Annotated in this window: 20 protein-coding genes; 2 read left to right on the forward strand and 18 right to left on the reverse strand. The window is 68.3% G+C overall.

Going from position 1 to position 23,171, the window contains the following annotated elements; all coding sequences use genetic code 11:
* Window positions 1–67 precede the first annotated feature (67 nt).
* From ACSQ9A_RS24370 to ACSQ9A_RS24380, 3 genes are read right to left on the reverse strand one after another with little or no spacing between them, the layout of a single operon-like run.
* Window positions 68–1,048: a LysR substrate-binding domain-containing protein gene (locus ACSQ9A_RS24370; RefSeq protein WP_093103894.1), complete on the reverse strand. Its 981-nt coding sequence runs from the start codon at window positions 1,046–1,048 to the stop codon at window positions 68–70.
* Between the two features lie 11 nt (window positions 1,049–1,059).
* Window positions 1,060–1,998 (reverse strand): 2-hydroxyacid dehydrogenase, encoded by a 939-nt coding sequence (locus tag ACSQ9A_RS24375; RefSeq protein ID WP_436305516.1) that lies wholly within the window; start codon window positions 1,996–1,998, stop codon window positions 1,060–1,062.
* 32 nt (window positions 1,999–2,030) lie between these two features.
* Window positions 2,031–3,863, reverse strand: coding sequence for an ABCB family ABC transporter ATP-binding protein/permease (locus ACSQ9A_RS24380; protein ID WP_436306355.1), 1,833 nt, complete (start codon window positions 3,861–3,863; stop codon window positions 2,031–2,033).
* Between the two features lie 41 nt (window positions 3,864–3,904).
* On the opposite strand from ACSQ9A_RS24380, the gene ACSQ9A_RS24385 reads away from it, so the two are divergent.
* Window positions 3,905–4,327 (forward strand): acyl-CoA thioesterase, encoded by a 423-nt coding sequence (locus tag ACSQ9A_RS24385; protein WP_436305517.1) that lies wholly within the window; start codon window positions 3,905–3,907, stop codon window positions 4,325–4,327.
* A gap of 74 nt (window positions 4,328–4,401) precedes the next feature.
* On the opposite strand, the gene ACSQ9A_RS24390 is transcribed toward ACSQ9A_RS24385, so the two are convergent.
* From ACSQ9A_RS24390 to ACSQ9A_RS24435, 10 genes are read right to left on the reverse strand one after another with little or no spacing between them, the layout of a single operon-like run.
* A complete protein-coding gene (locus ACSQ9A_RS24390; protein ID WP_436305518.1) occupies window positions 4,402–5,166 on the reverse strand; it encodes an enoyl-CoA hydratase in 765 nt (254 codons plus the stop codon).
* A gap of 39 nt (window positions 5,167–5,205) precedes the next feature.
* The gene (locus ACSQ9A_RS24395; RefSeq protein WP_436305519.1) at window positions 5,206–5,805 is read right to left on the reverse strand and encodes a 2-hydroxychromene-2-carboxylate isomerase; all 600 of its coding nucleotides are present in this window, start codon (window positions 5,803–5,805) and stop codon (window positions 5,206–5,208) included.
* Window positions 5,806–5,815: 10 nt separating this feature from the next.
* Window positions 5,816–6,544, reverse strand: a complete 729-nt coding sequence (locus tag ACSQ9A_RS24400) for an SDR family oxidoreductase (RefSeq protein ID WP_436305520.1) — start codon at window positions 6,542–6,544, stop codon at window positions 5,816–5,818.
* A 4-nt stretch (window positions 6,545–6,548) separates the two neighbouring features.
* Window positions 6,549–7,379 (reverse strand): acyl-CoA thioesterase, encoded by an 831-nt coding sequence (locus tag ACSQ9A_RS24405; RefSeq protein WP_170855526.1) that lies wholly within the window; start codon window positions 7,377–7,379, stop codon window positions 6,549–6,551.
* Window positions 7,380–7,410: 31 nt separating this feature from the next.
* The gene (locus ACSQ9A_RS24410; RefSeq protein ID WP_436305521.1) at window positions 7,411–8,316 is read right to left on the reverse strand and encodes an alpha/beta hydrolase family protein; all 906 of its coding nucleotides are present in this window, start codon (window positions 8,314–8,316) and stop codon (window positions 7,411–7,413) included.
* Window positions 8,317–8,360: 44 nt separating this feature from the next.
* Window positions 8,361–9,557, reverse strand: coding sequence for an acetyl-CoA C-acyltransferase (locus ACSQ9A_RS24415; protein ID WP_436305522.1), 1,197 nt, complete (start codon window positions 9,555–9,557; stop codon window positions 8,361–8,363).
* 25 nt (window positions 9,558–9,582) lie between these two features.
* Window positions 9,583–11,982, reverse strand: a complete 2,400-nt coding sequence (locus ACSQ9A_RS24420) for a 3-hydroxyacyl-CoA dehydrogenase/enoyl-CoA hydratase family protein (RefSeq protein WP_436305523.1) — start codon at window positions 11,980–11,982, stop codon at window positions 9,583–9,585.
* Between the two features lie 23 nt (window positions 11,983–12,005).
* Complete coding sequence (locus ACSQ9A_RS24425; protein ID WP_436305524.1) at window positions 12,006–12,437, reverse strand: DUF2147 domain-containing protein; 432 nt, start codon at window positions 12,435–12,437, stop codon at window positions 12,006–12,008.
* Window positions 12,438–12,442: 5 nt separating this feature from the next.
* Complete coding sequence (locus tag ACSQ9A_RS24430) at window positions 12,443–14,239, reverse strand: acyl-CoA dehydrogenase C-terminal domain-containing protein (protein WP_436293693.1); 1,797 nt, start codon at window positions 14,237–14,239, stop codon at window positions 12,443–12,445.
* A gap of 52 nt (window positions 14,240–14,291) precedes the next feature.
* The gene (locus ACSQ9A_RS24435; protein WP_436305525.1) at window positions 14,292–14,975 is read right to left on the reverse strand and encodes a TetR/AcrR family transcriptional regulator; all 684 of its coding nucleotides are present in this window, start codon (window positions 14,973–14,975) and stop codon (window positions 14,292–14,294) included.
* Between the two features lie 171 nt (window positions 14,976–15,146).
* On the opposite strand from ACSQ9A_RS24435, the gene ACSQ9A_RS24440 reads away from it, so the two are divergent.
* The gene (locus tag ACSQ9A_RS24440; RefSeq protein WP_436305526.1) at window positions 15,147–16,511 is read left to right on the forward strand and encodes an NAD(P)/FAD-dependent oxidoreductase; all 1,365 of its coding nucleotides are present in this window, start codon (window positions 15,147–15,149) and stop codon (window positions 16,509–16,511) included.
* A gap of 29 nt (window positions 16,512–16,540) precedes the next feature.
* On the opposite strand, the gene ACSQ9A_RS24445 is transcribed toward ACSQ9A_RS24440, so the two are convergent.
* Genes ACSQ9A_RS24445 through ACSQ9A_RS24465 form a run of 5 tightly spaced genes read right to left on the reverse strand, consistent with a single transcriptional unit; the run spans window position 16,541 to window position 23,170 of the window.
* A complete protein-coding gene (locus ACSQ9A_RS24445) occupies window positions 16,541–17,407 on the reverse strand; it encodes an isocitrate lyase/PEP mutase family protein (RefSeq protein WP_436305527.1) in 867 nt (288 codons plus the stop codon).
* Window positions 17,397–18,812, reverse strand: coding sequence for an FAD-dependent oxidoreductase (locus tag ACSQ9A_RS24450; protein ID WP_436305528.1), 1,416 nt, complete (start codon window positions 18,810–18,812; stop codon window positions 17,397–17,399). The genes ACSQ9A_RS24445 and ACSQ9A_RS24450 overlap by 11 nt, the downstream gene beginning before the upstream one ends.
* On the reverse strand, window positions 18,809–19,423 hold the full coding sequence (locus tag ACSQ9A_RS24455; protein WP_436305529.1) for a cysteine hydrolase family protein: 615 nt from the start codon (window positions 19,421–19,423) through the stop codon (window positions 18,809–18,811). The genes ACSQ9A_RS24450 and ACSQ9A_RS24455 overlap by 4 nt, the downstream gene beginning before the upstream one ends.
* Window positions 19,413–21,488, reverse strand: a complete 2,076-nt coding sequence (locus ACSQ9A_RS24460; protein ID WP_436305530.1) for a hydantoinase/oxoprolinase family protein — start codon at window positions 21,486–21,488, stop codon at window positions 19,413–19,415. The genes ACSQ9A_RS24455 and ACSQ9A_RS24460 overlap by 11 nt, the downstream gene beginning before the upstream one ends.
* Window positions 21,485–23,170 (reverse strand): hydantoinase B/oxoprolinase family protein, encoded by a 1,686-nt coding sequence (locus tag ACSQ9A_RS24465; RefSeq protein WP_436305531.1) that lies wholly within the window; start codon window positions 23,168–23,170, stop codon window positions 21,485–21,487. The genes ACSQ9A_RS24460 and ACSQ9A_RS24465 overlap by 4 nt, the downstream gene beginning before the upstream one ends.
* Between the last annotated feature and the right edge of the window lies 1 nt (window position 23,171).

Genomic DNA, 23,171 nt, shown 5'->3' on the forward strand with positions numbered 1-23,171 from the left:
CGCAATGCGGAGATCGGCATGCCGCAGCGTCATAGATTGTGCAGTGCACAAATAACCCGGGCCTCGTTCAAGGCGCCGGCTGGGTCCCGACCAGATAGGCCCACAGCGCTTCGACCGTGCCCTTGGCCCGCGGGCCGGCGGCCTCGCTCTTGGCGCTGCGCGCACCAGCCTTGGCCGGCGCCGATGCGGCGGGCCGCTCGCGATAGGCGCGGATCTCCATCGTCGCCTCCAGGCTCTCGATCTCCGGCGGCAAGGCACTCACCAGCGTGCGGGCGCGCACTTCCCTTCGCACCGCGCTCTGCGGCAGGAAGGCGATGCCGTGGCCTTCGAGCGCCATCACCTTGAGACCCTCGGCCATGTCGGTCTCGTAGACGCGATCGAGGTGGATGGCGGTGTCGGATTCCTTGAGCAGCTGGTCGACCACGCGGCCCAGGTAGGCGCCGGGCGCATAGCCCAGGTAAGGCAGCGGCTGGCCGGGCCGGCCCGGCAGGCGGTAGCGCGGCGCGCCGTCGGCATCGGGCTTGACCCAGGGCGCGACCACCTCCTGGCCAAGGCTCACCATCTCGTAGCGGGTGGCGTCCAGCGGCAGCGGCTGCGAGGGATGGTTGTAGGCGATCAGCAGATCGCAGCTGCCTTCGACCAGCCGCAACACCGCATCGTGCACGTTGAGCGCAATGAGCCGGCTCTTCATCGGCCCGAACTGTTCGCGCAGACTCGTGACCCAGGCCGGAAAGAAGGTGAAGGCCAGCGTGTGCGGCACCGCGAACTCGATCACGTCCTGCGCCGCGGCCGAGTGGCCGCGCAGCATGGCGCGCGTGCTTTGCAGCGCCTGCAGCATCTCGATGGCCTGGCCGTACAAGGTCTGGCCGGCGGGCGTGAGGCGCGTGGGGTAGGAGCTGCGGTCGACCAGGTCGGTGCCGGCCCAGCCTTCGAGCGCCTGGATGCGGCGCGAGAAGGCGGGCTGGGTCACGTGGCGCAATTGGGCCGAGCGGCTGAAGCTGCGGGTCTCGGCAAGGCTGACGAAGTCTTCAAGCCACTTGGTTTCCATGAAGGCTGATTCTAAATAGGCGACACCACGCCGCGCCGCGCGAAGTGCCCTTCGGCGTTCGCCATAAAGCGGTTCACCGAGGCCTGCGTCGCCTCGGGCGACCAGCCCGCCATGTGCGGCGTGAGCAGCACGTTGTCGAGCCCGATCAGCGGCTCGGGACGCTTCGGCTCGCTTTCGTAGACATCGAGGCCGGCGCCCGCGATGCGTTTTTCGCGCAGCGCCTTGGCGAGCGCCTCGGTGTCGACCACGCTGCCGCGCGAGATGTTGACCAGGAAGCCCTGAGGCCCGAGCACGTCGAGGATTTCGGCATCGACCATGTGCCGCGTGCCCGGCCCGCCCGGCGTCGCGACCACCAGCACGTCGGCCCAGGCGGCCAGCGCCTTCAGGCTTTCGAAGTAACGGTGCGCCGCACCCTCGCGCGGCTTGCGGTTGTGGTAGCCGATCTCCATGTCGAAGCCCGCGGCGCGCCTGGCGATCTTCTGGCCGATGGTGCCCAGGCCCAGGATGCCGAGACGCTTGCCCGAGACATTGGGCGGCTGCGGAATCTCTTCGCGCCATATGCCCTCGCGGCATTGCCGGTCGAGCGTGCGGATGCCGCGCACCGCACCGATCAAGAGGCCGAAGGCGTGGTCGGCCACGCAGTCGTCGTTGGTGCCGGCGCCGTTGGCGAGCGCAATGCCGCGCGCACGGGCCGCCCCGAGCGGGAGGCCCTCGTAGCCGGCGCCCATCGCGCAGATGAGCTCGACCTTCGGCATCGCCGCCAGCTCCTGGGGCGTGAGGCCGATCACGCCGATGGTCAGCACGGCGCGGAACTCCGCGCCCTGCGCGGCGATGGCGGCCGCGCGCTCGGCCTTGGTGGGCGCGTAGCTCATGTCGTAGACCGCGGCAATCTGGGCCTGGTGGGCGCTCGAAAGGCTGTTGAGCACCAGCAGGGGAATCTTCTCGGACATTCTCGAATCGCTCCTGGGTCAGTAAAAAGAGTTCAAAGAACGGGCTGGGCCTCGATCTTCTGCAAGGTCCACATCTGCGCGTACTTGCCCTGCTGCGCGAGCAAGGCCGCATGCGTGCCGCGCTCGACGATCACGCCGCCCTCGAGCACGAGGATCTCGTGCGCATCGACCACCGTCGAAAGACGGTGCGCGATCACCAGCGTGGTCTTGTTCTGCGCCGCGCTCTTGAGCTCGGACTGGATCGCGCGCTCGTTGGCCGAATCGAGCGCCGAGGTGGCCTCGTCGAAGATCACGATCGGCGGGTTCTTCAGCAGCGTGCGCGCGATCGCCACGCGCTGCTTCTCGCCGCCCGAGAGCTTGAGGCCGCGCTCGCCGACGGTGGTTTCGTAGCCCTTGGGCGTGGCGGCGATGAAGTCGTGGATACGCGCCGCGCGGGCGGCCTCCTCGACCTCGACGCGGCTTGCGCCCGGCCGGCCGTAGGCGATGTTGTATTCGACGGTGTCGTTGAAGAGCACGGTGTCCTGCGGCACGATGCCGATGGCCTGCCGCACGCTGGCCTGCGTGACCTGGCGGATGTCTTCGCCGCCGATGCAAATTCGCCCCTGCTGTACGTCGTAGAAGCGGTAGAGGAGTCGAGCCAGCGTCGACTTGCCCGAGCCCGAGGGACCGACCACGGCCACAGTCTTGCCCGCCGGGATCTCGAAGCTCACATGCTTCAAGATCGGCCGCGCGGCTTCGTAGGCGAAACTCACGTCCTCGAAGCGCACGGTCGAATCGGTGCCGGCCAGGGGCTTCGCGTCGGGCGCATCGCGCACCTCGCGCTCCTTTTCCATCAGCACGAACATCTTGTCGAGGTCGGTCAGGCTCTGCTTGATCTCGCGGTAGATCACGCCCAGGAAGTTGAGCGGGATGTAGAGCTGGATCATGAAGGCGTTGACCATCACCAGGTCGCCCAAGGTCATGCGCCCGTCGACCACACCGGCCGTCGCGCGCCACAGCATCAGCACGAGGCTGACCGCGATCAGCAGCTGCTGGCCGGTGTTGAGCATGGAGAGCGTGCGCTGGCTCTTGATGGCCGCCTTCCGATAGCGGTCCAGGCTGGCGTCGTAACGTCCGGCCTCGAACTCCTCGTTGTTGAAGTACTTGACGGTCTCGTAGTTCAAGAGCGAATCAACGGCACGGCTCTGCGCCACCGAGTCGAGCTCGTTCATGGTCTTGCGGAACTGCGTGCGCCATTCCGTCACCGTGACGGTGAAGACGATGTAGATCACCAGCGCGACCGCGGTGATCCAGACGAAGAGCGCGTCGAACTTGACGCCCAGGATGGTCAGCACCAGCGTCAGCTCGATGATGGTCGGCACGATGCTGTAGAGCGACATCGAGATCAGCGAATGCACGCCGCGCGTGCCGCGCTCGATGTCGCGCGTCATGCCGCCGGTCTGCCGCTCGAGGTGGAAGCGCAGCGACAGCGCATGCAGGTGGCGGAACACCTCCAGCGAGATGCTGCGCGCCGCGCCCTCGGTCGCCTTGGCGAAGACCAGCTCGCGCAGCTCGCCGAACAGCGAGGTCGAGAGGCGCAGCAATCCGTAGGCCACCAGCAGCGCGATCGGCACCACCAGCAGCGCCTGCGCCATGTCGGGCTTGGGCGTCATGGTGTCGACCAGGTTCTTGAGCAGCACCGGCACGCCGACGTTGGCCACCTTGGCGCCCACCATGAAGGCGAGCGCGGCCATCACGCGCCACTTGTAGCGCCAGAGGTAGGGGAACAGGCGGCGCAGCGTGGCCCAGTCGGAGCGGTCGCCGCGCGCGGGCTGGCCCGCAGAGACGGGGTGGGGAGAGGAAAGGGCTTCGCCGCTGCGGCGCATCGGAGACAATCGTGGCTGTTTGTTGTTCTCAGATTGTGCCCATGTCCGAATCTCCAAGTGCCAATGTGGCCGCCACCCTCAAGAGCCTGCCCGCCGACATGGAGCTGGTGCTCAAGGTGATTCCGCTGCCGGCCGACGTCAACGCCAACGGCGACATCTTCGGCGGCTGGGTCATGGCCCAGTGCGACCTGGCCGGCTCGGTCATCCCGGCCCGCTACGCCAAGGGCCGGATGGCCACCGTCGCGGTCAACGAGTTCATCTTCAAGCAGCCGGTGCGGCTGGGCGACATCCTGTCCTTCTATTCGAAGCTGGTGCGCATCGGGCGCACCTCGGTCACCGTCACGGTCGAGGTGTTCGCCGAGCGCTTCAAGGCGCAGGGCGAGTACATCAAGGTGACCGAGGCCACCTTCACTTACGTCGCGATCGACGACAACGGGCGGCCGAGGCCGATCGTCAAGGACTGATCGGCAACGCTACGAGGTGGTCACGGATTGTGACCACCTCACAGACACGACAGCGCACCAGAGGTCGCCTGACCTCAGATCTTCGAGAAATCCGGCCGCCGCTTTTCCATGAAGGCCGTGAAGGCCTCTCGCGCCGCCGGCTCGCGCAGCATGCGGCCGAAGCTCTGGCCTTCTTCGCCCATGCGTTCGAGCACGGCCGACTGCTGCGACTTCTTCATCAGGCGCTTGGTTTCGATCAGCGCCGTGAGCGGCTTGGCCGCCAGCTTGCGCGCCTGCGCCTGGGCGATGGCGTTGGCCTCGGTGGGCGGCACCACGCGGTTGATCAGGCCGACTTCGAGCGCCGCCTCGGCCATGAAGGGCTCGCCCAGGAGCAGCGCCTCGGCCGCGCGGTGGTAGCCCAGCATCTGCGGCACCAGCAGGCTGGAGGCCGCCTCGGGGCACAGGCCCAGGTTGACGAAGGGCATCGAGAAGGCCGCGTTGTCGCCCGCGTAGACCAAGTCGCAATGGAACAGCATCGTGGTGCCGATGCCCACGGCCGGACCGCAGACCGCGGCCACGATCGGCTTCGGGAAGGTTGCGATGCCGTGCAGGAAGCGAAACACGGGCGAATCCGGCGTCGAGGGCGGGGCGTCCAGGAAATCGCCGATGTCGTTGCCGGCGCTGAAGATGGTGGCATCGCCCTGGATCAGCACGGCGCGCACCGCGCCGTCTTGCTCAGCCTTGGCCAGCGCATCGGCGAGCTCGGCGTACATCGCGCGGGTGATGGAATTCTTCTTGTCGAGACGGTTGAAGGTAAGGGTCATCACACCGGCTTCGGTGTGGACGAGGATGTCGCTCATGGGAGTTCCTTGCTGCAAAGAAATGAAAGTATCGGGCGATCAGGCGCCGAGTGCTTCACGGACGAAATCGAGCCGGTCCTGGCCCCAGAACATCTGGTCGCCGACGAACATGGTGGGGGCACCGAAGACGCCGCGCCGCACAGCTTCTTCGGTCTGGGCCTTGAGGCGGTCCTTGACCTCCTGTGCATTGGCCAGCGCGATCATCGTTGCCGGGTCGAAGCCGGCCTCGGCCAGGGCGGCAGCGAGCGTGGCCGGGTCGTTGAGATTGCGCGGCTCGACCCACATCGCGTGGTACACGGCATCGACGTACGCGCGAAAGCGCTCCGGCTCGCGCATCTGCATGCCGGTGGCGCCGCGCATCAGCAGCAGCGTGTTGATCGGGAAATAAGGGTTCTGCTGCAGCGGCACGCCGTAGCGCCGAGCGAAACGTGCCAGGTCCTCGAACACGTAGGGGCCCTTGGCCGGAATGGCGGCCGGCGACTGGTTGCCGGTGGCCTGGAACACGCCGCCCAGCAGCATCGGCTTCCACACCAGTTCGGCGCCGGTGTCGGCGCACAGGTGCGGCAGCTGGGTGGCGGCCAGGTACGAGGCGGGGCTGCCGAAGTCGAAATAGAACTCAACCGATCGCGTGGTCGTCATGCCGGTCTCCTCAGAACTTCTCGGACCACGGGCGCAGGTCGAGCTCGTGGGTCCAGGCATCGCGCGGCTGCGCGTGCAGCATCCAGTAGGCATCGGCGATGTGCTCGGGGTTGAGGATGCCGTCTTCCGTCTTCAACGCATAGCGCTCGGGGAAATTGCTGCGGATGAACTCGGTGTCGATGGCGCCGTCGATCACCGTGTGCGCAACGTGGATGCCGCGCGGCCCGAGCTCGCGCGCCATGCTCTGGGCCAGCGCGCGCAGCGCCATCTTGGCACCGGAGAAGGCGGCGAAGTTGGCGCTGCCGCGCAGCGAGGCCGTGGCGCCGGTGAAGAGGATGGTGCCGCGCCCGCGCGCCACCATGCGCTTGGCGACTTCGCGCCCGTTCAGGAAGCCGGAGAAGCAGGCCATCTCCCAGACCTTGAAGTACTTGCGCGCGGTCTCGGTCAGGATGCTCTCGGGCACGTTGGCGCCGATGTTGAACACCAGCACCTCGATCGGCCCGATGCTCGACTCGATCTGCTCGACCAGCGCGACGACTTCCTCTTCCTTGCGCGCATCGCTGGCAAAGGCGTGCACGGTGCCGCCTTCGGCTTCGATCTGCGCGACCAGCGGCTGCAGTTTGTCGAGGCTGCGGCGCGTGACGCAGGCTGCATAGCCCGCGCGCGCGAAGCGGCGGGCGATCGCGCCGCCGGTGGCATCGCCGGCGCCGACGATCAAGGCTGCTCTGCTGGCCGTCATTCAGTCATTCCTTGAAGTAGACGATCTGATTGCTGGTGGCGAGCAGCGCGCCCGCTTCGCTCCACAGCTGCGCCGACTGGTCGAAATAGCCGTTCTGGAACTGTTGCCCCGTCGCGCGGCCCAGCAGGTAGCCGTGGCCTACCTCCGCCAGGTGCCTCGCGTCGGCATGGAAGTAGGTCGTGATCGACACCGTGCCGATCGGCACCGGCTTGGCGCGGCGCAGCCAGACGCGCGGGTAGAAGGTGTCGCTCAAGGCTGCGAGCGAGGCGAAGTCGAGCGGACGCGGCTCTGCATCCCGCAGCCACATGCGCGTTTCGCTGTGATCGCCGCTGCCGTCCCACTTGGCTGGAATCGCGCCGCTGATCGGACGCATTTCGTACTGCGAGATCCAGGCCACGCGCGCGGGGCCGATGCTCAGGCGCTCGACCTCTTCGGGCGACGGCACCTCGGGCATCGGCAGATCGTTGGCGCCCCAGGTCTCGCGGCGCAGTGCCGTGACCGCGGTCGCGGTGGTCGTGACATGCGGCTGGCCGTCGGCGCCGGCCTGCGACATCTGCATGGTCCAGTGCTGCGTCGAGCGGTTGGTGCGCACCGGTATCGCCAGCACCTCGAAAGCGCCTGCCTCCAGCGCCGCGGCGTAGTTCACCGTGAGCGCCACCGGCGCGCCCAGCAGTTCGGGATGCTTCAGCACCGACTGCAGCATCACCGCAGCGGTCGTGCCGCCGAAGGGCCCGACCATGTTCCAGTAGTCCGGGCTCGTGGCACCGGTGAAAAGCCCGGCGCGGATGTCGCTGTGCGCGAGCGCGAGGGCCTTGTCCAGAGGATGTGTGCTCATGATCGTCGCAGTGTGCCTCCGTGACCTTGGCTTATGCAGTCGTGTGCGGGACGCCCGATGGCGCTGTAGAAGTCAGCGCCGCGAGCCGGTGCAGGCTGTCGGCCAGGCGCGGCCACAGGCTCAGGCTGAACTGCTCGCGGAAGAAGCCGAAATGCCCGATGTGGCGGGCCTGCACGTCGGCCGGCGCGATGCGCTGCATCGCGCGCGGCGCGCCAGCGTAGAAGCTCAGCAGGCTCTCGGTGCCTTCGAGCGTCATGAGTTCATCGTCGGTCATCGACAGGGCCAGCACCGGGAAGCGCACGCGCTCGTAGCTGCGGGCGGCCGCAGCGCCTTCGGCGCCGACGCTGTAGCGCGGGTTCAGGCACCAGCGCCGCCATTGCAGGATCACGCCGCGCGGCAGGTCGCCCACCTTCTTGAGCTTGCGACCGGGAAAGTAGCCCCAGAGCCGCGTGGCCAGCGGCACCAGGAAGAACCAGAAGTAGAGGATGCTGCGCTTGAGGCGCGGCGCGTTCTCGCGCCAGTAGCCGCTGCCCGCCGCGATGCTGATGAGGCCGTCGACCTGCTGCGGCCGCTCGAGAAAACCCGGCAGCTGCGCGCCCAGGCTGTGGCCCAGCAGGTAGAGCGGCCGGTCGGAGCGCGCGGCCTTGGCGGCGTCGATCACGGCCTCGTAGTCGCGCGCCCAATCGAACAGGTCGGCCTCGAAACCGCGCAACGAGCCGCCGGCCGTCGCCGGCCGCGAATCGCCCGAGCCGCGGTAGTCGAAGGTCCAGACGCCGAGGCCCTCCTGCGTCAGCCAGCGGGCAAAAGGTTCATAGAAGGCCTGGCGCACGCCCATCGCGCCGCCGATCACGACGCTGGCGCGCTGCGGGCCGATGGGCTCGTAGATCCGCAGCGCGAGCTGCGTGCCGTCGTCAAGCTGCAATGTCTCTTGTCTCACGCTTGTCTCCTTGTTTTCTTTTCGAGCAAGCACCGGCCCGGACGTCAGACGCGTTCAAAAATCCCGGCAGCGCCCTGCCCCATGCCCACGCACATCGTGACCATGCCGTACTTGAGTTTCTTGCGCTGCAGCGCATGGACCACGGTCGCCGACCGGATGGCGCCGGTCGCGCCCAACGGATGGCCCAGCGCGATCGCGCCGCCCATCGGATTGACCTTGGCCGGGTCCAGGCCCAGCGTGTTGATCACCGCCAGCGACTGCGCGGCGAAGGCTTCGTTGAGCTCGATCCAGTCGATCGCGTCCTGCGTGAGTCCGGCATAGCGCAGCGCCGCCGGAATCGCCTCGATCGGGCCGATGCCCATGATGTGCGGCGGCACGCCCTTGCTCGCGAAGCTCACGAAGCGCGCGAGCGGCTTGAGGTCGAACTGCTTGCAGGCCTTCTCGCTCGCGAGGATCAGCGCGCCCGCGCCGTCGGAAGTCTGCGAGCTGTTGCCCGCCGTGACCGAGCCGCGCGCGGCGAACACGGTGCGCAGTTTGGCCAGGCCTTCGAGGCTGGTGTCGGGGCGCGCGCCTTCGTCGAGGTTCACGGTGCGGGTCTTGGGCGTGGCCTCGCCGGTCTCGAGGTTCGGCGCGCGGTCCGTCACCTCAATGGGCGTGATCTCGGCGGCGAACTCGCCGGCCTGCTGCGCGGCCAGCGCACGCTGGTGCGACTGCAGCGCGAAGGCATCCTGCGCCTCGCGGCTCACCTTCCACTGCTGCGCCACCTTCTCGGCCGTGAGGCCCATGCCGTAGGCGATTCCGACGTCGCCGTCGCGCTCGAAGATCGATGGCGACAGCGAGGGCGAGTTGCCCATCATCGGCACCATGCTCATGCTCTCGACGCCGGCCGCGATCATCACCTCGGCCTCGCCGACGCGGATGCGGTCGGCCGCCATCTGCACCGCCGACAGGCCGGAGGCGCAGAAACGGTTGACCGTGATGCCGCCGATGCTGGTCGGCAGGCCCGCGAGCACGGCGCCGATGCGCGCGACGTTGAGGCCCTGCTGCGCCTCGGGAATCGCACAGCCGCAGATGATGTCCTCGATCGCCTTCGGATCGAGCCCGGGCACCGCCGCGAGCGCCGCCTTCAGGGTGGTCGCGAGCAGATCGTCGGGACGCATGTTGCGGAAGAAGCCGCGGTGCGAGCGGCCGATGGGGGTGCGGGTGGCGGAGACGATGTAGGCGTCTTGAAGTTGTTTCATGGAGGATGCTCCTTCTGGGTATTACTTAGTTGCGTAGCGGCTTGCCCGTCGAAAGCATCCCCATGATTCGCTCCTGCGTCTTCGGATGCAGGATCAGCGAGCAGAAGGCCTTGCGCTCCAGCGCCATCAGGTATTCCTCCGTGACCAGGCTGCCGGCATCGACGTCGCCACCGGTCACCACGCCTGCGATCAGGCCCGCGATGTGGAAGTCGTGCTCGCTGATGAAGCCGCCGTCGCGCATGTTGACCAGTTGCCCCTTGATGGTGGCGGCGCCGCTGCGGCCCGCGACCTTGAATTGACGGCGCAGCGGCGCGCGCCAGCCGGCGTCGGCCATGGCCTTGGCCTGCTGCAATGCGACGTAGAGCAGCTCGTCCTTGTTGGGCACGATCACGTCGCTCTCGAGCAGATAGCCCAGCTTCTTCGATTCCAGCGCACTGGTGCCGACCTTGGCCATGGCCGCGGCGGTGAAGCCTTCGGTCAGGAAGGGCAGCAGGTCGGTGCCGGTGGAGGCTTCGGCGTTCTCGGCCGCACGGCGCGCGATGTAGGTCAGGCCGCCGGCGCCGGGCACCAGGCCCACGCCGACTTCGACCAGGCCGATGTAGCTTTCCATCGCCGCGACGCGCTTGGCCGAGTGGATGGCCAGCTCGCAGCCGCCGCCCAGCGCCATGCCGCGCACGGCCGAGACGACCGGCACGCCGGCATAGCGGATCTTGAGCATCACGTTCTGCAGCTCTTCTTCCGCCCCCTCGACCGCGCCGATGCCCGCGACCACGAAGGCCGGCAGCATCGCCTGCAGGTCGGCGCCGACCGAGAACATCTCGTCGGGGGACCAGATCACCATCGCCTTGTATTCGCGCTCGGCGAGATCGACGCCCGCGGCCAGCGCATCGGCGACGTCGGGGCTGATGGCGTGCATCTTCGAATGGATGCTCGCGATCAGCACCTCGCCGTCGAGCGTCCAGAGGCGCACGTCGCCTTCGTCCTGGATCGTGGTGCCGGCCTTGTTGGCGTCCGGCGCATTGCTGCCCAGCACGCTCTCGGGGAACAGCTGGCGTTCATGCACGGGCAGGCGGCGCGGCGCGATGAACTTGCTCTGCGATGCGCTCCACGAACCTTCGGGCGTATGCACGCCACCCGCTTGTGCGACCGGACCTTCGAACACCCAGGAGGGCAGCGGCGCAGTGGAGAGCGCCTCGCCGGCATCGATGTCTTCCTGGATCCACTTGGCGACCTGCGCCCAGCCGGCCTCCTGCCACAGCTCGAAGGGGCCCTGCTTCATGCCGAAGCCCCAGCGCATCGCGAAGTCGACGTCGCGCGCACTCTCGGCGATGGGCGCGAGGTGCACGGCCGCGTAGTGGAAGCTGTCGCGCAGGATGGCCCAGAGGAAGCGGCCCTGCGCGCCTTCGCTTTCGCGCAGCAGCTTCAGGCGCTCCGGCGCCGGCTTCTTGAGCATGCGGCCGTAGACCTCGTCGGCCTTGTCGCCCGAAGGCACGTACTCGCCCTTGGCGAGGTCGAAGCGCAGGATGTCCCGACCGGCCTTCTTGTAGAAGCCGGCCTTGGTCTTCTGCCCCAGGTTGCCGAGTTCCAGCAGCTTGGCCAGCACCGGCGGCGTCGCGAAGTTGCCGTAGAAGGGATCGGTCTCCGCACTCAGGTTGTCCTGCAGCGTCTTGACCACGTGGGCCATGGTGTCCAGGCCCACCACGTCGGCGGTGCGGAAGGTGCCCGAGCTCGCGCGGCCCAGCTTCTTGCCGGTGAGGTCGTCCACCACGTCGGGCGTGAGGTCGAACTTCTCGACTTCCTTCAGGGTCGCGAGCATGCCGGCGATGCCGACGCGGTTCGCGATGAAGTTGGGCGTGTCGTGCGCGCGCACCACGCCCTTGCCGAGCGTGCTGGTGACGAAGGCTTCCAACTGGTCCAGCACCCCGGGCTCGGTGGTCGGCGTGTTGATCAGCTCGACCAGGAACATGTAGCGCGGCGGGTTGAAGAAGTGGATGCCGCAGAAGCGCGGCTTCAGCGCCTCGGGCAGCGCCTCGCTGAGCTTGGTGACCGAGAGGCCCGAGGTGTTCGAGGCCAGGATCGCGTGCTTGGCGACATGCGGCGCGATCTTCTTGTAGAGATCGAGCTTCCAGTCCATGCGCTCGGCAATGGCTTCGATCACCAGGTCGCACTCGCCGAGCTTGGCGAGGTCGTCTTCGTAGTTGGCCTGCTCGATCAGCGTCGCATCGGCCGCATCGCCCAGGGGTGCGGGCTTGAGCTTCTTGAGGTTGTCGATAGCGCGGCTCACGATGCCGTTCTTCGGACCCTCTTTTGCAGGCAGGTCGAACAAGACGACCGGCACGCGCACATTGACGAGATGGGCCGCGATCTGCGCGCCCATCACGCCGGCGCCGAGCACGGCGACCTTTTTCACTTGAAATCGGGACATGGAATTTCCAACAAATAGGTGTCTTACTGAACGCGAACCCAGGTCTGCGTGCGGCCGATGCCGAACACCGAGCCGCGCACTTCGAGCTTCTTGCCGCCGTCGATCGGCGTGAGCCGCAGCGTGTAGGTCTTGCCGTTTTCGGGGTCGAGGATCTTGCCGTCCTCCCAGACCTCCCTGCCCTCGGCCTTCTTCGCGCCGCGGATGATCTCGAGACCAAGCAGCGGCTTGCCCTTGCGGTCGTCGGTGCACTCGTCGCACACCGCATCCTGCTTCGCATCCTTGCGCAGCAGCTTCTCGATGCGGCCGTAGAGCGCGCCGCCCGACTCCGCGACGCGGATCTGCGACTTGGCTTCGTTCGTCTTGTCGTCGATGCTCTGCCAGACGCCGACGGGCGACATCTGCGCGAAAGCCGAGCCGGCCGACGCGAGTGCGATGGCTGCAAGAAGGCGCTTCATGATGCTTAGGCCAGGGCGGCGTCGGTGTTCATCAGCGGCGCGCTGCCGGTGCGCGCGGTGCGCATCAGCGTCGCGGTCTCGGGGAAGAGCTTGGCGAAGTAGAAGCGCGCGGTCTGCAGCTTGGCCTGGTAGAACGGATCGGTGTTGCCGGCCGCGATCTCGGCGAGCGCCACGCGCGCCATCAGCGCGAAGAAGTAGCCGAACACGAAGTGGCCCGCCACGCGCAGGTAGTCCACGGCCGCAGCGCCCACCTCGTCGGGATTCTGGAAACCCTTGAAGCCGATCTCGGTGGTGAACTTGGTGAGTTGCTCGCCCAGCACCGCGATCGGCGTGATGAACTCGCTCATCTTCTCGTTGACGCCTTCTTCCTCCACCAGCTTGGCGACCAGCTTGCCGAACTTCTTCAGCGTGGCGCCGTTGTTGCCCAGCACCTTGCGCCCCAGCAGGTCCAGCGACTGAACGGTGTTGGTGCCCTCGTAGATCATGTTGATGCGGTTGTCGCGCACGAACTGCTCCATGCCCCATTCCTTGATGAAACCGTGGCCGCCGAAGACCTGCATGCAGGCGTTGGTCGAGATGTGGCCGTTGTCGGTGATGAAGGCCTTCACGATCGGCGTGAGCAGGGCGACGATCTCGCCCGAGTCCTTGCGCACCTTCTCGTCGGGATGGTGGTGCTCCTTGTCGAGCAAGAGCGTGCAGTAGATGGCCAGCGCGCGGCCGCCTTCGGCATAGGCCTTGGCGGTCATCAGCATCTTGCGCACGTCGGGATGGAAGATGATCGGATCGGCTTCCTTGTCCTTGGCCTTCACGCCCGAGAGCGAGCGCATCTGGATGCGGTCCTTCGCGTAAGCCAGCGCGTTCTGGAAAGCCACTTCGGTCAGGCCCAGCGACTGGTTGCCGACGCCCAGTCGAGCCGCGTTCATCATCACGAACATCGCGGCCAGGCCCTTGTTGGGCTCGCCGACCAGCGTGCCGGTGGCACCTTCGAGCACGATCTGCGCGGTGGCGTTGCCGTGGATGCCCATCTTGTGCTCGAGGCCGCCGCAATAGATGCCGTTGCGGCTGCCGAGCGAACCGTCGGCTTTGACGTTGAACTTCGGCACGACGAACAGGCTGATGCCCTTGCTGCCCTTGGGCGCGTCCGGCAGGCGGCCCAGCACCAGGTGGATGATGTTGCCGGCCATGTCGTGCTCGCCGGCCGAGATGAAGATCTTGTTGCCGGTCAGCTTGTAGGTGCCGTCGGCCTGCGGTTCGGCCTTGGTGCGAAGCAGGCCGAGGTCGGTGCCGCAATGCGGCTCGGTCAGGCACATGGTGCCGGTCCATTCGCCGCTGGTGAGCTTGGGCAGGTAGGTCTTCTTCTGCTCGTCGGTGCCGTGCGCCACCAGCGCCTCGTACGCGCCGTGCGAGAGGCCCGGGTACATGGTCCAGGCCTGGTTGGCCGAGTTGAGCATTTCGTAGAAGCACTGGTTCACCACGAAAGGCAGGCCCTGGCCGCCGTATTGCGGATCGCACGACAGCGCCGCCCAGCCGCCTTCGACGTACTTGGCGTAGGCCTCCTTGAAGCCCTTGGGCGTCTTCACTTCATGCGTGCTCTTGTCGAGCACGCAGCCCTCCTCGTCGCCGTTGATGTTGAGCGGGAAAGTCACTTCGGCGGCGAACTTGCCGCCCTCTTCGAGCACCGCGTTGATGGTCTCGGCATCGACGTCAGCGTGCTTCGGGAGAACCTTGAGTTCTTCGGTGACCTTGAGCACTTCGTGCATCACGAACTGCATGTCGCGAAGGGGCGGGGTGTAGGCGGGCATGGAAAGGTCTCCAGGGAATAGAAAGAAAAAGGGGAGAGGGTGAGCGGCTGCTTCAGCGCACGGTCTTGAGCCGGCGCGTAGACGGCGCGGTGTCGCCGGCCAGGGCCTCCGGCGTGGCGCAGCGCGCCAGGATGTTGTCGAAGCCCACGTTGGCGCGCGAGAGCGAATCGGGCGAGCGCAGGAAGCGCGCTTCGTAGTGCAGGGCCAGGATCAGCGCGTGGATCTCGAAGGAGATCTGCTTCGCATCGGCATCGGCGTGCAGGTGGCCTTCTTCCTGGGCCTGCATCACGGCGCGCAGCATGGCCGCGAGCCAGATGTTCACCGACTCGGCCAGCGCGTCGCGCACCGGGCCGGGCCGGTCGTCGAATTCGACCGCGCCGCTGATGTAGATGCAGCCCGAGTCGATCTCGGCCGAGGTGCGCTTCATCCAGTTGGCGAACAGCGCGCGCAGCCGCGGCAGGCCGCGCGGCGCCTGCAGGGCGGTATAGAAGACTTCCTGCTCGAAGCGCGCGTGGTACTCGCGCACCACCGAGATCTGCAGTTCCTCGCGCGAGCCGAAGTGGGCGAACACGCCCGACTTGCTCATCTGCGTGACCTCGGCCAGCGCGCCGATCGACAGGCCCTCCAGCCCGATCTGCGCGGCCAGGTTCAGCGCCGCATCGACGATGACGGCCTTGGTCTGCTGGCCTTTCTGGGGCGCACGGGTGGCCTTGGGGGGAAGGTCGGTGGCGGGCATGGGGAAGGGCTTCGAATAAAACGAACGGTCGTTCTATTTTGCAGTCCTTTGGCGCCCGGCCCGTGCAAAGACCCACGGCGGAGGAAGGTTATCGACGGTTCGGCAGGGCTTGCAGGCCTGCTCGCGGACGGCGCTATCCTGCGCATCCCGACTTTCCTGGACTGATTCGCCGTGCCCCTGCCAAGCCCCTCCCCCACCGCGCATGAAACAGCGTCGAACGAAGAAAACTGCGACGTGCTCGTCATCGGCGGCGGCCCGGCCGGCTCCACCATCGCGGCGCTGCTGGCGCAGCAGGGCCGCGATGTCGTGCTGCTCGAGAAGGAACACCACCCGCGCTTCCACATCGGCGAGTCGCTGCTGCCGGCCAACGTCGCCCTGTTCGAGCGCCTCGGCGTGCGCGAGCAGGTCGACAGGATCGGCATGACCAAGTGGGGCATCGAGTTCGTTTCGCCCGAGCACGACCACTGCAGCTACGTCGAGTTCGCCGAAGCCTGGGACAAGACCATGCCCTCCGCCTGGCAGGTGCGCCGCTCCGAGCTCGACGAGCTGCTGTTCCGCAATGCCGCCGCGCGCGGCGCGCGCACGCTCGAAGGCTGCAAGGTGCGCGACGTGCGCTTCGACAACGCGGGCGCGACCGCGCAGGCGCAGCTGGAAGACGGCTCGCAGCGCAGCTGGCGCGCGCGCTTCGTGGTCGACGCCACCGGCCGCGACACCCTGCTCGCGAACAAGTTCCGCAGCAAGGAGAAGAACCCGGCGCACAACAGCACCGCGCTGTTCGGGCATTTCCGCAACGTGCGGCGGCTCGAAGGCAAGCGCGAGGGCAACATCAGCATCTGCTGGTTTCCCCACGGCTGGTTCTGGTTCATTCCGCTGGCCGACGGCACCACCAGTGTGGGCGCGGTCTGCTGGCCCTACTACCTGAAGTCGCGCGACAAGCCGCTGGCGGAATTCTTCCGCGACACCATCGCGCTGTGCCCCGAGCTGGCCGACCGCCTGAAAGAGGCCATGCTGGTCGACGGCGCGGTGCATGCCACCGGCAATTTCTCCTACAGCAGCACCCATGCCACGGGCGAGCGCTACCTGATGCTCGGCGATGCCTTCACCTTCATCGATCCGATGTTCTCCTCGGGCGTCTACCTGGCCATGCACAGCGCCTTCGACGGCGCCGAGCTGGTCTCCACCGCGCTCGACCGGCCGGACGCGCTGGCAGCCGAACGCAAGGCCTTCGAGGCCATGATGCGCAAGGGGCCGCGCGAGTATTCGTGGTTCATCTACCGCGTGACCAACCCGACCATCCGCGACATGTTCATGCATCCGGCCAACCCCTTGCGCATCAAGGAGGCGCTGATGTCGCTCCTGGCCGGCGACATCTACGGCAGCACGCCGATGTGGGGCGCGCTGCGCATGTTCAAGTTCGTCTACTACCTCGTCTCGCTGCGCTACCTGCGCCGCACCTGGCGCGGCTGGCGGCGCCATCGCTACAACATTCGCGACATGGGGCAGCTCAAGGGCGAGACCATTCTCAAGCCGGAATGAGGCCGCGCGAGGGCGGTGTGCATGCGCGCCTATTCGTAGCGCTTGCCCAGCGCCATCAGCTCCGGCGTGCCGATCACTTCGTTGAGGCCGTCGAAGTCCAGCATGCGGTCGCGCCATGGCTCGGTCGTGCGGTGCTGCGCGAGGCTCGCGTAGTAGCCCTGCAGCGTGTGGACCACCGCGCGCGCCGTGCCGCCGGGAAAGATCGCGATGCGAAAGCCGTGGGCCTGCAGCGCATCGGCATCCTGGATCGGCGTCTTGCCGCCTTCGACCATATTGGCCAGGAGCGGCACGCGGTGGGCGAAACGCTTGCAGGCGGCCTCCATCTGCGCGGGCGAACGCAAGGCCTCGATGAAGAGCGCATCGACGCCGCATTCCAGGTACGCCTCGGCGCGGTCGAGCGCCGCGTCCAGCCCCTCGACGGCGACGGCGTCGGTGCGCGCGAGGATCAGCGTCTCGGCCGAGGCACGCGCATCCAGCGCAGCCTTGAGCTTGCCCGCCATTTCGCGCGCAGGCACGACCGTCTTTCCGTCCAGGTGACCGCAGCGCTTGGGAAAGCCCTGGTCCTCGATCTGCACCATGGCCGCGCCGGCACGCTCGAAGCCGCGCACCGTGCGCTGCGTGTTGAGCGCATTGCCGAAGCCGGTGTCGGCATCGACGATCACCGGCAGGTTCACGCGCTCGCAGATGCGCGCCAGCGTGTCGGCCACCTCGGTGAAGGTGGTGAGGCCGACGTCCGAACGGCCCAGCCGCGTGTAGGCGATCGAAGCGCCCGAGAGGTAGAGCGCCTCGAAGCCGGCCTGCTCGGCCACCAGCGCGCTCACGGCGTCGTAGACGCCGGGTGCGAGCACGATCTCGCTGGACGCGAGCCGTTCCTTCATTGAAGTGTCATTCGCCATGTTGGTTCCTTCCTGCCTTGACGAGCGCCGCCGCCGTGCGCGCCGCGATGGCGCCGCCGGCCACGGCACTCAGGAGGCCGTTGCCCGAGAGATAGCCCCACACCGCATCGCCCGAAACGCCGCCGGCTGCGCCGCCCGCCGCGATCAGGTTGGGCAACGCCGTGCCGTCCTCGCGCAGCACGCGCATGTCCGGCCCGATGTCGAGGCCGCCCTGAGTGTGGAACAGCGCGCCCGACACCTTGACCGCGAAGTACGGCGCGGCCAGCCCGCGCTTGAACACGCGGCCGTCGGGTTGCGGACCGATGGCGCGCAAGGCATCGAGCGTGGCTTGCAAGGTGGGCACGTCGCAGCCGATGCACGCGGCGAGCTGCGCCACCGTGTCGCAGCGGCGCAGCGCGCCGGCCGCCTCGGCCTCGCAGAAATCCGGGAACTCGTGCGCCAGCGCGAGCAGCGGCGCATCGAACACATTCCAGGCGACGCCGCCCGGCTGCGCGAGCACCTTCACCGCGGCCTCGGAATAGCCCTGGGTCTCGTCATGGAAGCGCCGCCCTTCGCGGTTGATCTGCACGCCGCCTTCCATCATCACGGCCCAGGACATCAGCGCGCCCTGCGGCGTGACCCAGGAGCCGTGTCCCTGGTAACCGCCGAGGTCGCGCAGCCGCGCGCCCAGTGCCCGGCCCCAGAGGATGGCGCTGCCATCGTTGCCGGTGTGGCCGCCGAAAGCGGCATCCGCCATCTCGGGCAGCAGCGCGCGCACCATCTCCGCGTTGCCGCCGAAGCCGTTGCAAGCCAGCAGCAGCGCATCGCAGCCGAGCAATTCTTCGCGGCCGTCGGGCCGGCGGTAGCCGATGCCGATCGCACGGTCCTCTTCATCGAAGCACAGCGTTTCGACCACTGCCTGGGTAAGCACCGGGATGCCTGCCGTCTCTACCGCCGCCTGCAGCGCGGCCATGAGCGCAGCGCCGGTCTTCTGCGGCAGCGCATGCATGCGATGGGCGCTGTGGCCCGGATAGAGAAAGCCGTCGAGCAGGATCCAACCGAGCCCGTGCCGCGCCTGCAATGCGTCGAGCGCGGGACCGATGGCTTCGGCATAGGCCCGCACCAGCGCGGGCGCGGCGCGGCCGCGGGCCTTGGCCTGGATGTCGGCGGCGAAGCGTTCGGCGCTGTCATCGTGCACGCCCTGCGCGCGCTGCACGCGGGTGCTCGGCGCGGGGATGAAGCCCGAAGAGAGCGCGGTCGATCCACTGGGCGTCGCATCGCGTTCGAGCAGCACGCAGTCGATGCCCGCGTCGTGCAGCATCAGCGCCGCGGTGAGGCCGCAGGCGCCGGCGCCGACGATGGCGACGCCGGTGTGCGCCTCCGCATCGATGGCCGATGCGCGACGGATGTTTCGCTGCAGCGTCATGCCAGCGACTGGATGAAGGCCGCGCAGTCGGTGACTTCGGCCACGTTGCGCATGTCGGCCAGCGAGGTCTGGTGCCGCTCCTCGCCGAAGGCCGCGCAGCCGTCGGCCAGCACCAGCGTGCGGTAGTCGCGCATGTGGGCGTCGCGCACCGTGCTGGCGACGCCGCCGTTGGTCACGATGCCGCAGACGGCCACGGTATCGATGCCGGCGCGACGCAGCACCCAGTCGAGCTGGGTGTTGAAGAAGGCCGAGTAGGCGACCTTGCTGACCGTCACGTCGATGAGTCCTGCCAGTTCGTCGACGTTCGCCTGCCCCCAGCTGCCCGGCGCGAAGTCGCCCTTCGTCAGGTAGGGCCGCAGCGCCTTCAGGTGCGGCGACACCATGGGCTCGCCGGCCGCATCGGGCCACAGCGTGAACTGGCTCGCGACCACCATGCCGCCGGCGCTCTTGAGCGCACGCACCACGCCGGCCACGCGCGCCGGCAGCAGCAAGGCAGGTGGGTTGGTGTCGCCGCCGCGCGCATAGGCACCCTTCGGGTCGAGGAAGTCGTTCTGCAGGTCGATGATGACCAGCGCGGTCTTCGCAGCCGCAATGCGTGTATCAGCGTCCATGTGAACTCACCAGCAGGTTGCCGAAGGCATCGACCTCAGCCTGGAAGCCGGGCTCGAGCCACACGGTGGTGTCGACCTGCTCCAGGATCGCAGGCCCTTCGACGCGCGCGCCCACCGGCAGGTCGAGGCGCGCGAAGCGCTGCGCCTCGTGCCAGCGCCCTTGGTGGAACACGCGCTGCGTGCCCAGCGGGGCGATGCTGCCCTCGCCTTCCGGCGCCAGCACGGCCAGGTCGAACTTGGGCCGCACGCCGATGCGCGCGTAGCGCAGGTTCATCACGCGGATGCCGATGCCGTCGAGCACGCGGCCGAAGGTGGCCTCGTAGCTCGCTTCGAAAGCGGCGCGGATCGTCTCTCGCGTGAGCGTCGCGCCGCTGCCCGGCGGCAACGGCACCGGCAGCGTATGGGTCTGGCCCGCATAGAGCATGTCGAGCGCGACGATCTCGCGCACCTCGTCGAAGCGCACGCCGGCGGAATCGAGGCGCTGCTGGCAGGTCTCGGCCAGCTGCGCGATGCGCTGCCGCATGGCATCGACGTCGAGATCGGCCAGCGGCCGATTGAGGGTCTGCACCGCGTCGTGCCGCATGTCGGCGATCACGCAGCCCAGCGCCGAAGTGACGCCGGGATAGCGCGGCACGATGCCGGTGGCCACGCCGACCTCGCGCATCATCGCGCACACGTGCAGGGCGCCGCCGCCGCCGAAGGGCATGTAGGCGAAGCGGCGCGGGTCGTGGCCGCGCTCGATCGACACCAGCCGGATCGCGCCGGCCATGCGCGCGTTCGCGACCGTAAGGATGGCCTCGGCCGCCGCATGGACGTCGAGCCCCAGCGGCTTCGCCACGTGCGCCTCGATGGCCTGATAGGACTTCTCCGCGTCGAGCGCCGCCAGCAGGCCGCCGCCGAGCGGCCGGTCGGCCGCAATGCGGCCCAGCAGCACGTTGGCATCGGTCACCGTCGGGCGCATGTTGCCGCGGCCGTAGCAGGCCGGGCCGGGAACGCTGCCGGCCGACTCGGGCCCGACCTGCAGCATGCCGCTCGCATCCACCGAGGCGATCGAGCCGCCGCCGGCGCCGATGGTCTCGATCTGGATCATCGGCGAGCGGATCACCATGCCAAACTCGATCGCGGTCTGCGCCGCCAGCGCCGCCTCGCCGTTCGCCACCAGCGAGACGTCGAAGGAGGTGCCGCCCATGTCGCCGGTGATCGCGTTGGGGAAGCCCGCCGCGCGCGCGATCTCGGCGCAGGCGATCACGCCGGCCGCCGGGCCCGAGAGCGCAGTGCGCACCGGCAGCTCGCTCGCGGTGGCGCGCGACATCACGCCGCCGTTGCTCTGCACCACCAGCAGCTCGCCGGCGAAGCCCTGGCCGCGCAGATCGGATTCGAGCCGTTCGAGGTAGCTGCCGACCACCGGCTGCAGCGCGGCATTGAGCGTGGCGGTGGAGCAGCGCTCGAACTCGCGGATCTCGGGCAGCACCTCGCTCGCCGAGGTCACGTGCGCGTTGGGCCAGATCTCGCGCACCGCGGCGACGGCGAGACGCTCGTTCTCCGGGTTCGCATAGGTGTTGATGAAGAACACGCACACGGCCTCGCAGCCCTCGGCCAGCAGCGCGCGCGCTTCAACGCGCACTTGGTCGAGGTCGACCGGCGTGTGCAGCGTGCCGTCGGCCAGCACGCGCTCGTCGACCTCGCGTCGCAGGTTGCGCGGCACCACCGGCGTGAAGCTGCCGCGCAGGCCCCAGGTCTGCGGCCGGTCGCGGCGGCGCATTTCCAGCACGTCGCGGAAGCCGCGCGTGGTGAGGATGCCGGTTTTCGCCACCTTGCGTTCGAGCAGCGCGTTGGTGCCGACCGTGGTGCCGTGCACGATGGTGGCGATGGCCGCGGCCGAATCGGTCACGCGCGCCACGCCGTTCATGAAGCCGCGCGCTTCCTCGCCGCGGGTGGAAGGCACCTTGACGATGCGCGCCGTGCCGGCCGACTCGTCGAGCACGAAGAGGTCGGTGAAGGTGCCGCCGACGTCGACGCCGACGACCAGCGAGCCGCCTTCAGCGGATTTGATTGCTGCTGTCATTGCTGATCTTTCTTCTTCGCGGGCTCGACGCTCACGTAGCCCATCGCCCTGTCCTGCGCGCGCTGTTCTGGCCGGCGTTCCGCCGCATCGCCCCAGCCGCCGCCGCCGGGCGTTTCGAGCCGCACGCGTTCGCCGCGCGCGAGCCGGATGCCGCGCATCTTCGACACCATCGGCGGCACGTGCCAGGCGCCTTCGTTCTCGTAGCGAAAGACATTGAGCGCACCCGCGCCGCCGCCCGCGATGCCCTTGGGCGGCGAGCTGCCGCGCTCGCCGAAGATGAAGACCTCGGCATCCTTCTCGAGCAGCTCGATCTCGTAGACCGCGCCGAGGCCGCCGCGGAACTGCCCGTCGCCGCCCGAGTCAGCGCGCAGCGACCATTCGGTGAAGCGCACCGGGTAGGCGGCCTCGAGGATCTCCAGCGGCGGGATGGTGGCGGTGGAGATCGGCGCGTTGCCGTGCGAGAGGCCGTCGCCGCCCGAGTGCCCGCCATGCCCGCCGCCGAAGAAGCTGAACATCACCCAGCGCTGCCCCTCGCGCCCCGCGTCGCTGCGGTGGCCCGCGATCGACAGCGCATTGATGGTGCCGTAGGCCTGCGCGACAGCGCGCGCCGGATCGGCCTGCGCCGCGGCGCTGAAGATCACGTCGATCATGCGCAGGATGGTCTCGGTGTAGCCGCCCATCGGACGTGGCCGCTCGGCGCTGATCACCAGCCGGTCGGGGATCTCGAAGTCCACCGCGTCGAGCACACCGGCATTGGCCGGCACATCGGGGAACAGGTGCTTGAGCGCGACGTAGCAGGCCGCGACCGCCGTGGCGCGCGAGATGTTGACCGGCCCCGCGCACTGTGGCGAGCTGCGCGAGAAGTCGAGCAGGAGCCGCTCGCCGGCCACCGTCATGTCGAGCGCGATGGTGAGCGGCTCGCTGGTGATGCCGTCGTTGTCGAGCAGGTCCTCGAAGCTGTAGCGGCCGTCGGGCAGCGAGGCGATGTGCGCGCGCATCAGCTTGAGCGCGCGGCTGCGCAGCTCGCCCATGGCCTGCAGCACCAGCGCATCGCCGTACTCGTCGAGCAGTCCGTGCAGCCGCTTCGTGCCGAGCTCCAGCGCGGCGAGCTGGCCGTTCAAGTCGCCCCACAGGCTTTCGGGCAGGCGCGTGTTGGCGCGCAGGATCGCCAGCACGTCGGCGTCGAGCTCGCCGCCGCGCACGATGCGCACCGGTGGGATCTGCACCGCCTCCTGCCAGCACTCGGTGGCCGCCGGGTTGTAGTTGCCGGGCACCGCGCCGCCGACGTCGTGCCAGTGCGCGGCCGAGGCCATGTAGCAATAGAGCTTGCCGCCGCGGAAGAAGGGCCGCACCAGCTTGAAGTCGTTGGCGTGCGTGCCGCCGTCGTAGGCGTCGTTGCTGATCCAGATGTCGCCGTCGACCATACCGCCGCGCGGCGCCGCCGCGGCCGCGGTCATGCGCACCGCGAAGGCCATGGCGCCGACGAACACCGGCAGGCCCGACTTGCCCTGCACCAGCGTGTCGCCGCTCACCGCGTCGTAGAGGCCGTGGCAGGCGTCGTGGGCCTCCGCGATGATCGGGTTGAAGGCGCTGCGGTAGAGCGTCGCGTCCATCTCGTCGGCCACCTGTTCGAGGCGGCCGCGCAGCACGGCGAGGGTAACGGGGTCGAGTGCGTCGTTCATG

The organism is Variovorax sp. LjRoot290 (assembly GCF_964253985.1).
GTDB lineage: Bacteria > Pseudomonadota > Gammaproteobacteria > Burkholderiales > Burkholderiaceae_C > Variovorax.

Excerpts from the sequence above, each read along its gene's own strand:
- ACSQ9A_RS24375 (WP_436305516.1), bottom strand. The coding sequence starts at position 1,998 with ATGTCCGAGAAGATTCCCCTGCTGGTGCTCAACAGCCTTTCGAGCGCC.
- ACSQ9A_RS24460 (WP_436305530.1), bottom strand. The coding sequence starts at position 21,488 with ATGACAGCAGCAATCAAATCCGCTGAAGGCGGCTCGCTGGTCGTCGGC.
- ACSQ9A_RS24420 (WP_436305523.1), bottom strand. The coding sequence starts at position 11,982 with ATGTCCCGATTTCAAGTGAAAAAGGTCGCCGTGCTCGGCGCCGGCGTG.
- ACSQ9A_RS24445 (WP_436305527.1), bottom strand. The coding sequence starts at position 17,407 with ATGGCGAATGACACTTCAATGAAGGAACGGCTCGCGTCCAGCGAGATC.
- ACSQ9A_RS24405 (WP_170855526.1), bottom strand. The coding sequence starts at position 7,379 with ATGAGCACACATCCTCTGGACAAGGCCCTCGCGCTCGCGCACAGCGAC.
- ACSQ9A_RS24395 (WP_436305519.1), bottom strand. The coding sequence starts at position 5,805 with ATGACGACCACGCGATCGGTTGAGTTCTATTTCGACTTCGGCAGCCCC.
- ACSQ9A_RS24385 (WP_436305517.1), top strand. The coding sequence starts at position 3,905 with ATGTCCGAATCTCCAAGTGCCAATGTGGCCGCCACCCTCAAGAGCCTG.
- ACSQ9A_RS24370 (WP_093103894.1), bottom strand. The coding sequence starts at position 1,048 with ATGGAAACCAAGTGGCTTGAAGACTTCGTCAGCCTTGCCGAGACCCGC.
- ACSQ9A_RS24425 (WP_436305524.1), bottom strand. The coding sequence starts at position 12,437 with ATGAAGCGCCTTCTTGCAGCCATCGCACTCGCGTCGGCCGGCTCGGCT.
- ACSQ9A_RS24455 (WP_436305529.1), bottom strand. The coding sequence starts at position 19,423 with ATGGACGCTGATACACGCATTGCGGCTGCGAAGACCGCGCTGGTCATC.
- ACSQ9A_RS24390 (WP_436305518.1), bottom strand. The coding sequence starts at position 5,166 with ATGAGCGACATCCTCGTCCACACCGAAGCCGGTGTGATGACCCTTACC.
- ACSQ9A_RS24380 (WP_436306355.1), bottom strand. The coding sequence starts at position 3,863 with ATGCGCCGCAGCGGCGAAGCCCTTTCCTCTCCCCACCCCGTCTCTGCG.
- ACSQ9A_RS24415 (WP_436305522.1), bottom strand. The coding sequence starts at position 9,557 with ATGAAACAACTTCAAGACGCCTACATCGTCTCCGCCACCCGCACCCCC.
- ACSQ9A_RS24430 (WP_436293693.1), bottom strand. The coding sequence starts at position 14,239 with ATGCCCGCCTACACCCCGCCCCTTCGCGACATGCAGTTCGTGATGCAC.
- ACSQ9A_RS24450 (WP_436305528.1), bottom strand. The coding sequence starts at position 18,812 with ATGACGCTGCAGCGAAACATCCGTCGCGCATCGGCCATCGATGCGGAG.
- ACSQ9A_RS24400 (WP_436305520.1), bottom strand. The coding sequence starts at position 6,544 with ATGACGGCCAGCAGAGCAGCCTTGATCGTCGGCGCCGGCGATGCCACC.
- ACSQ9A_RS24435 (WP_436305525.1), bottom strand. The coding sequence starts at position 14,975 with ATGCCCGCCACCGACCTTCCCCCCAAGGCCACCCGTGCGCCCCAGAAA.
- ACSQ9A_RS24465 (WP_436305531.1), bottom strand. The coding sequence starts at position 23,170 with ATGAACGACGCACTCGACCCCGTTACCCTCGCCGTGCTGCGCGGCCGC.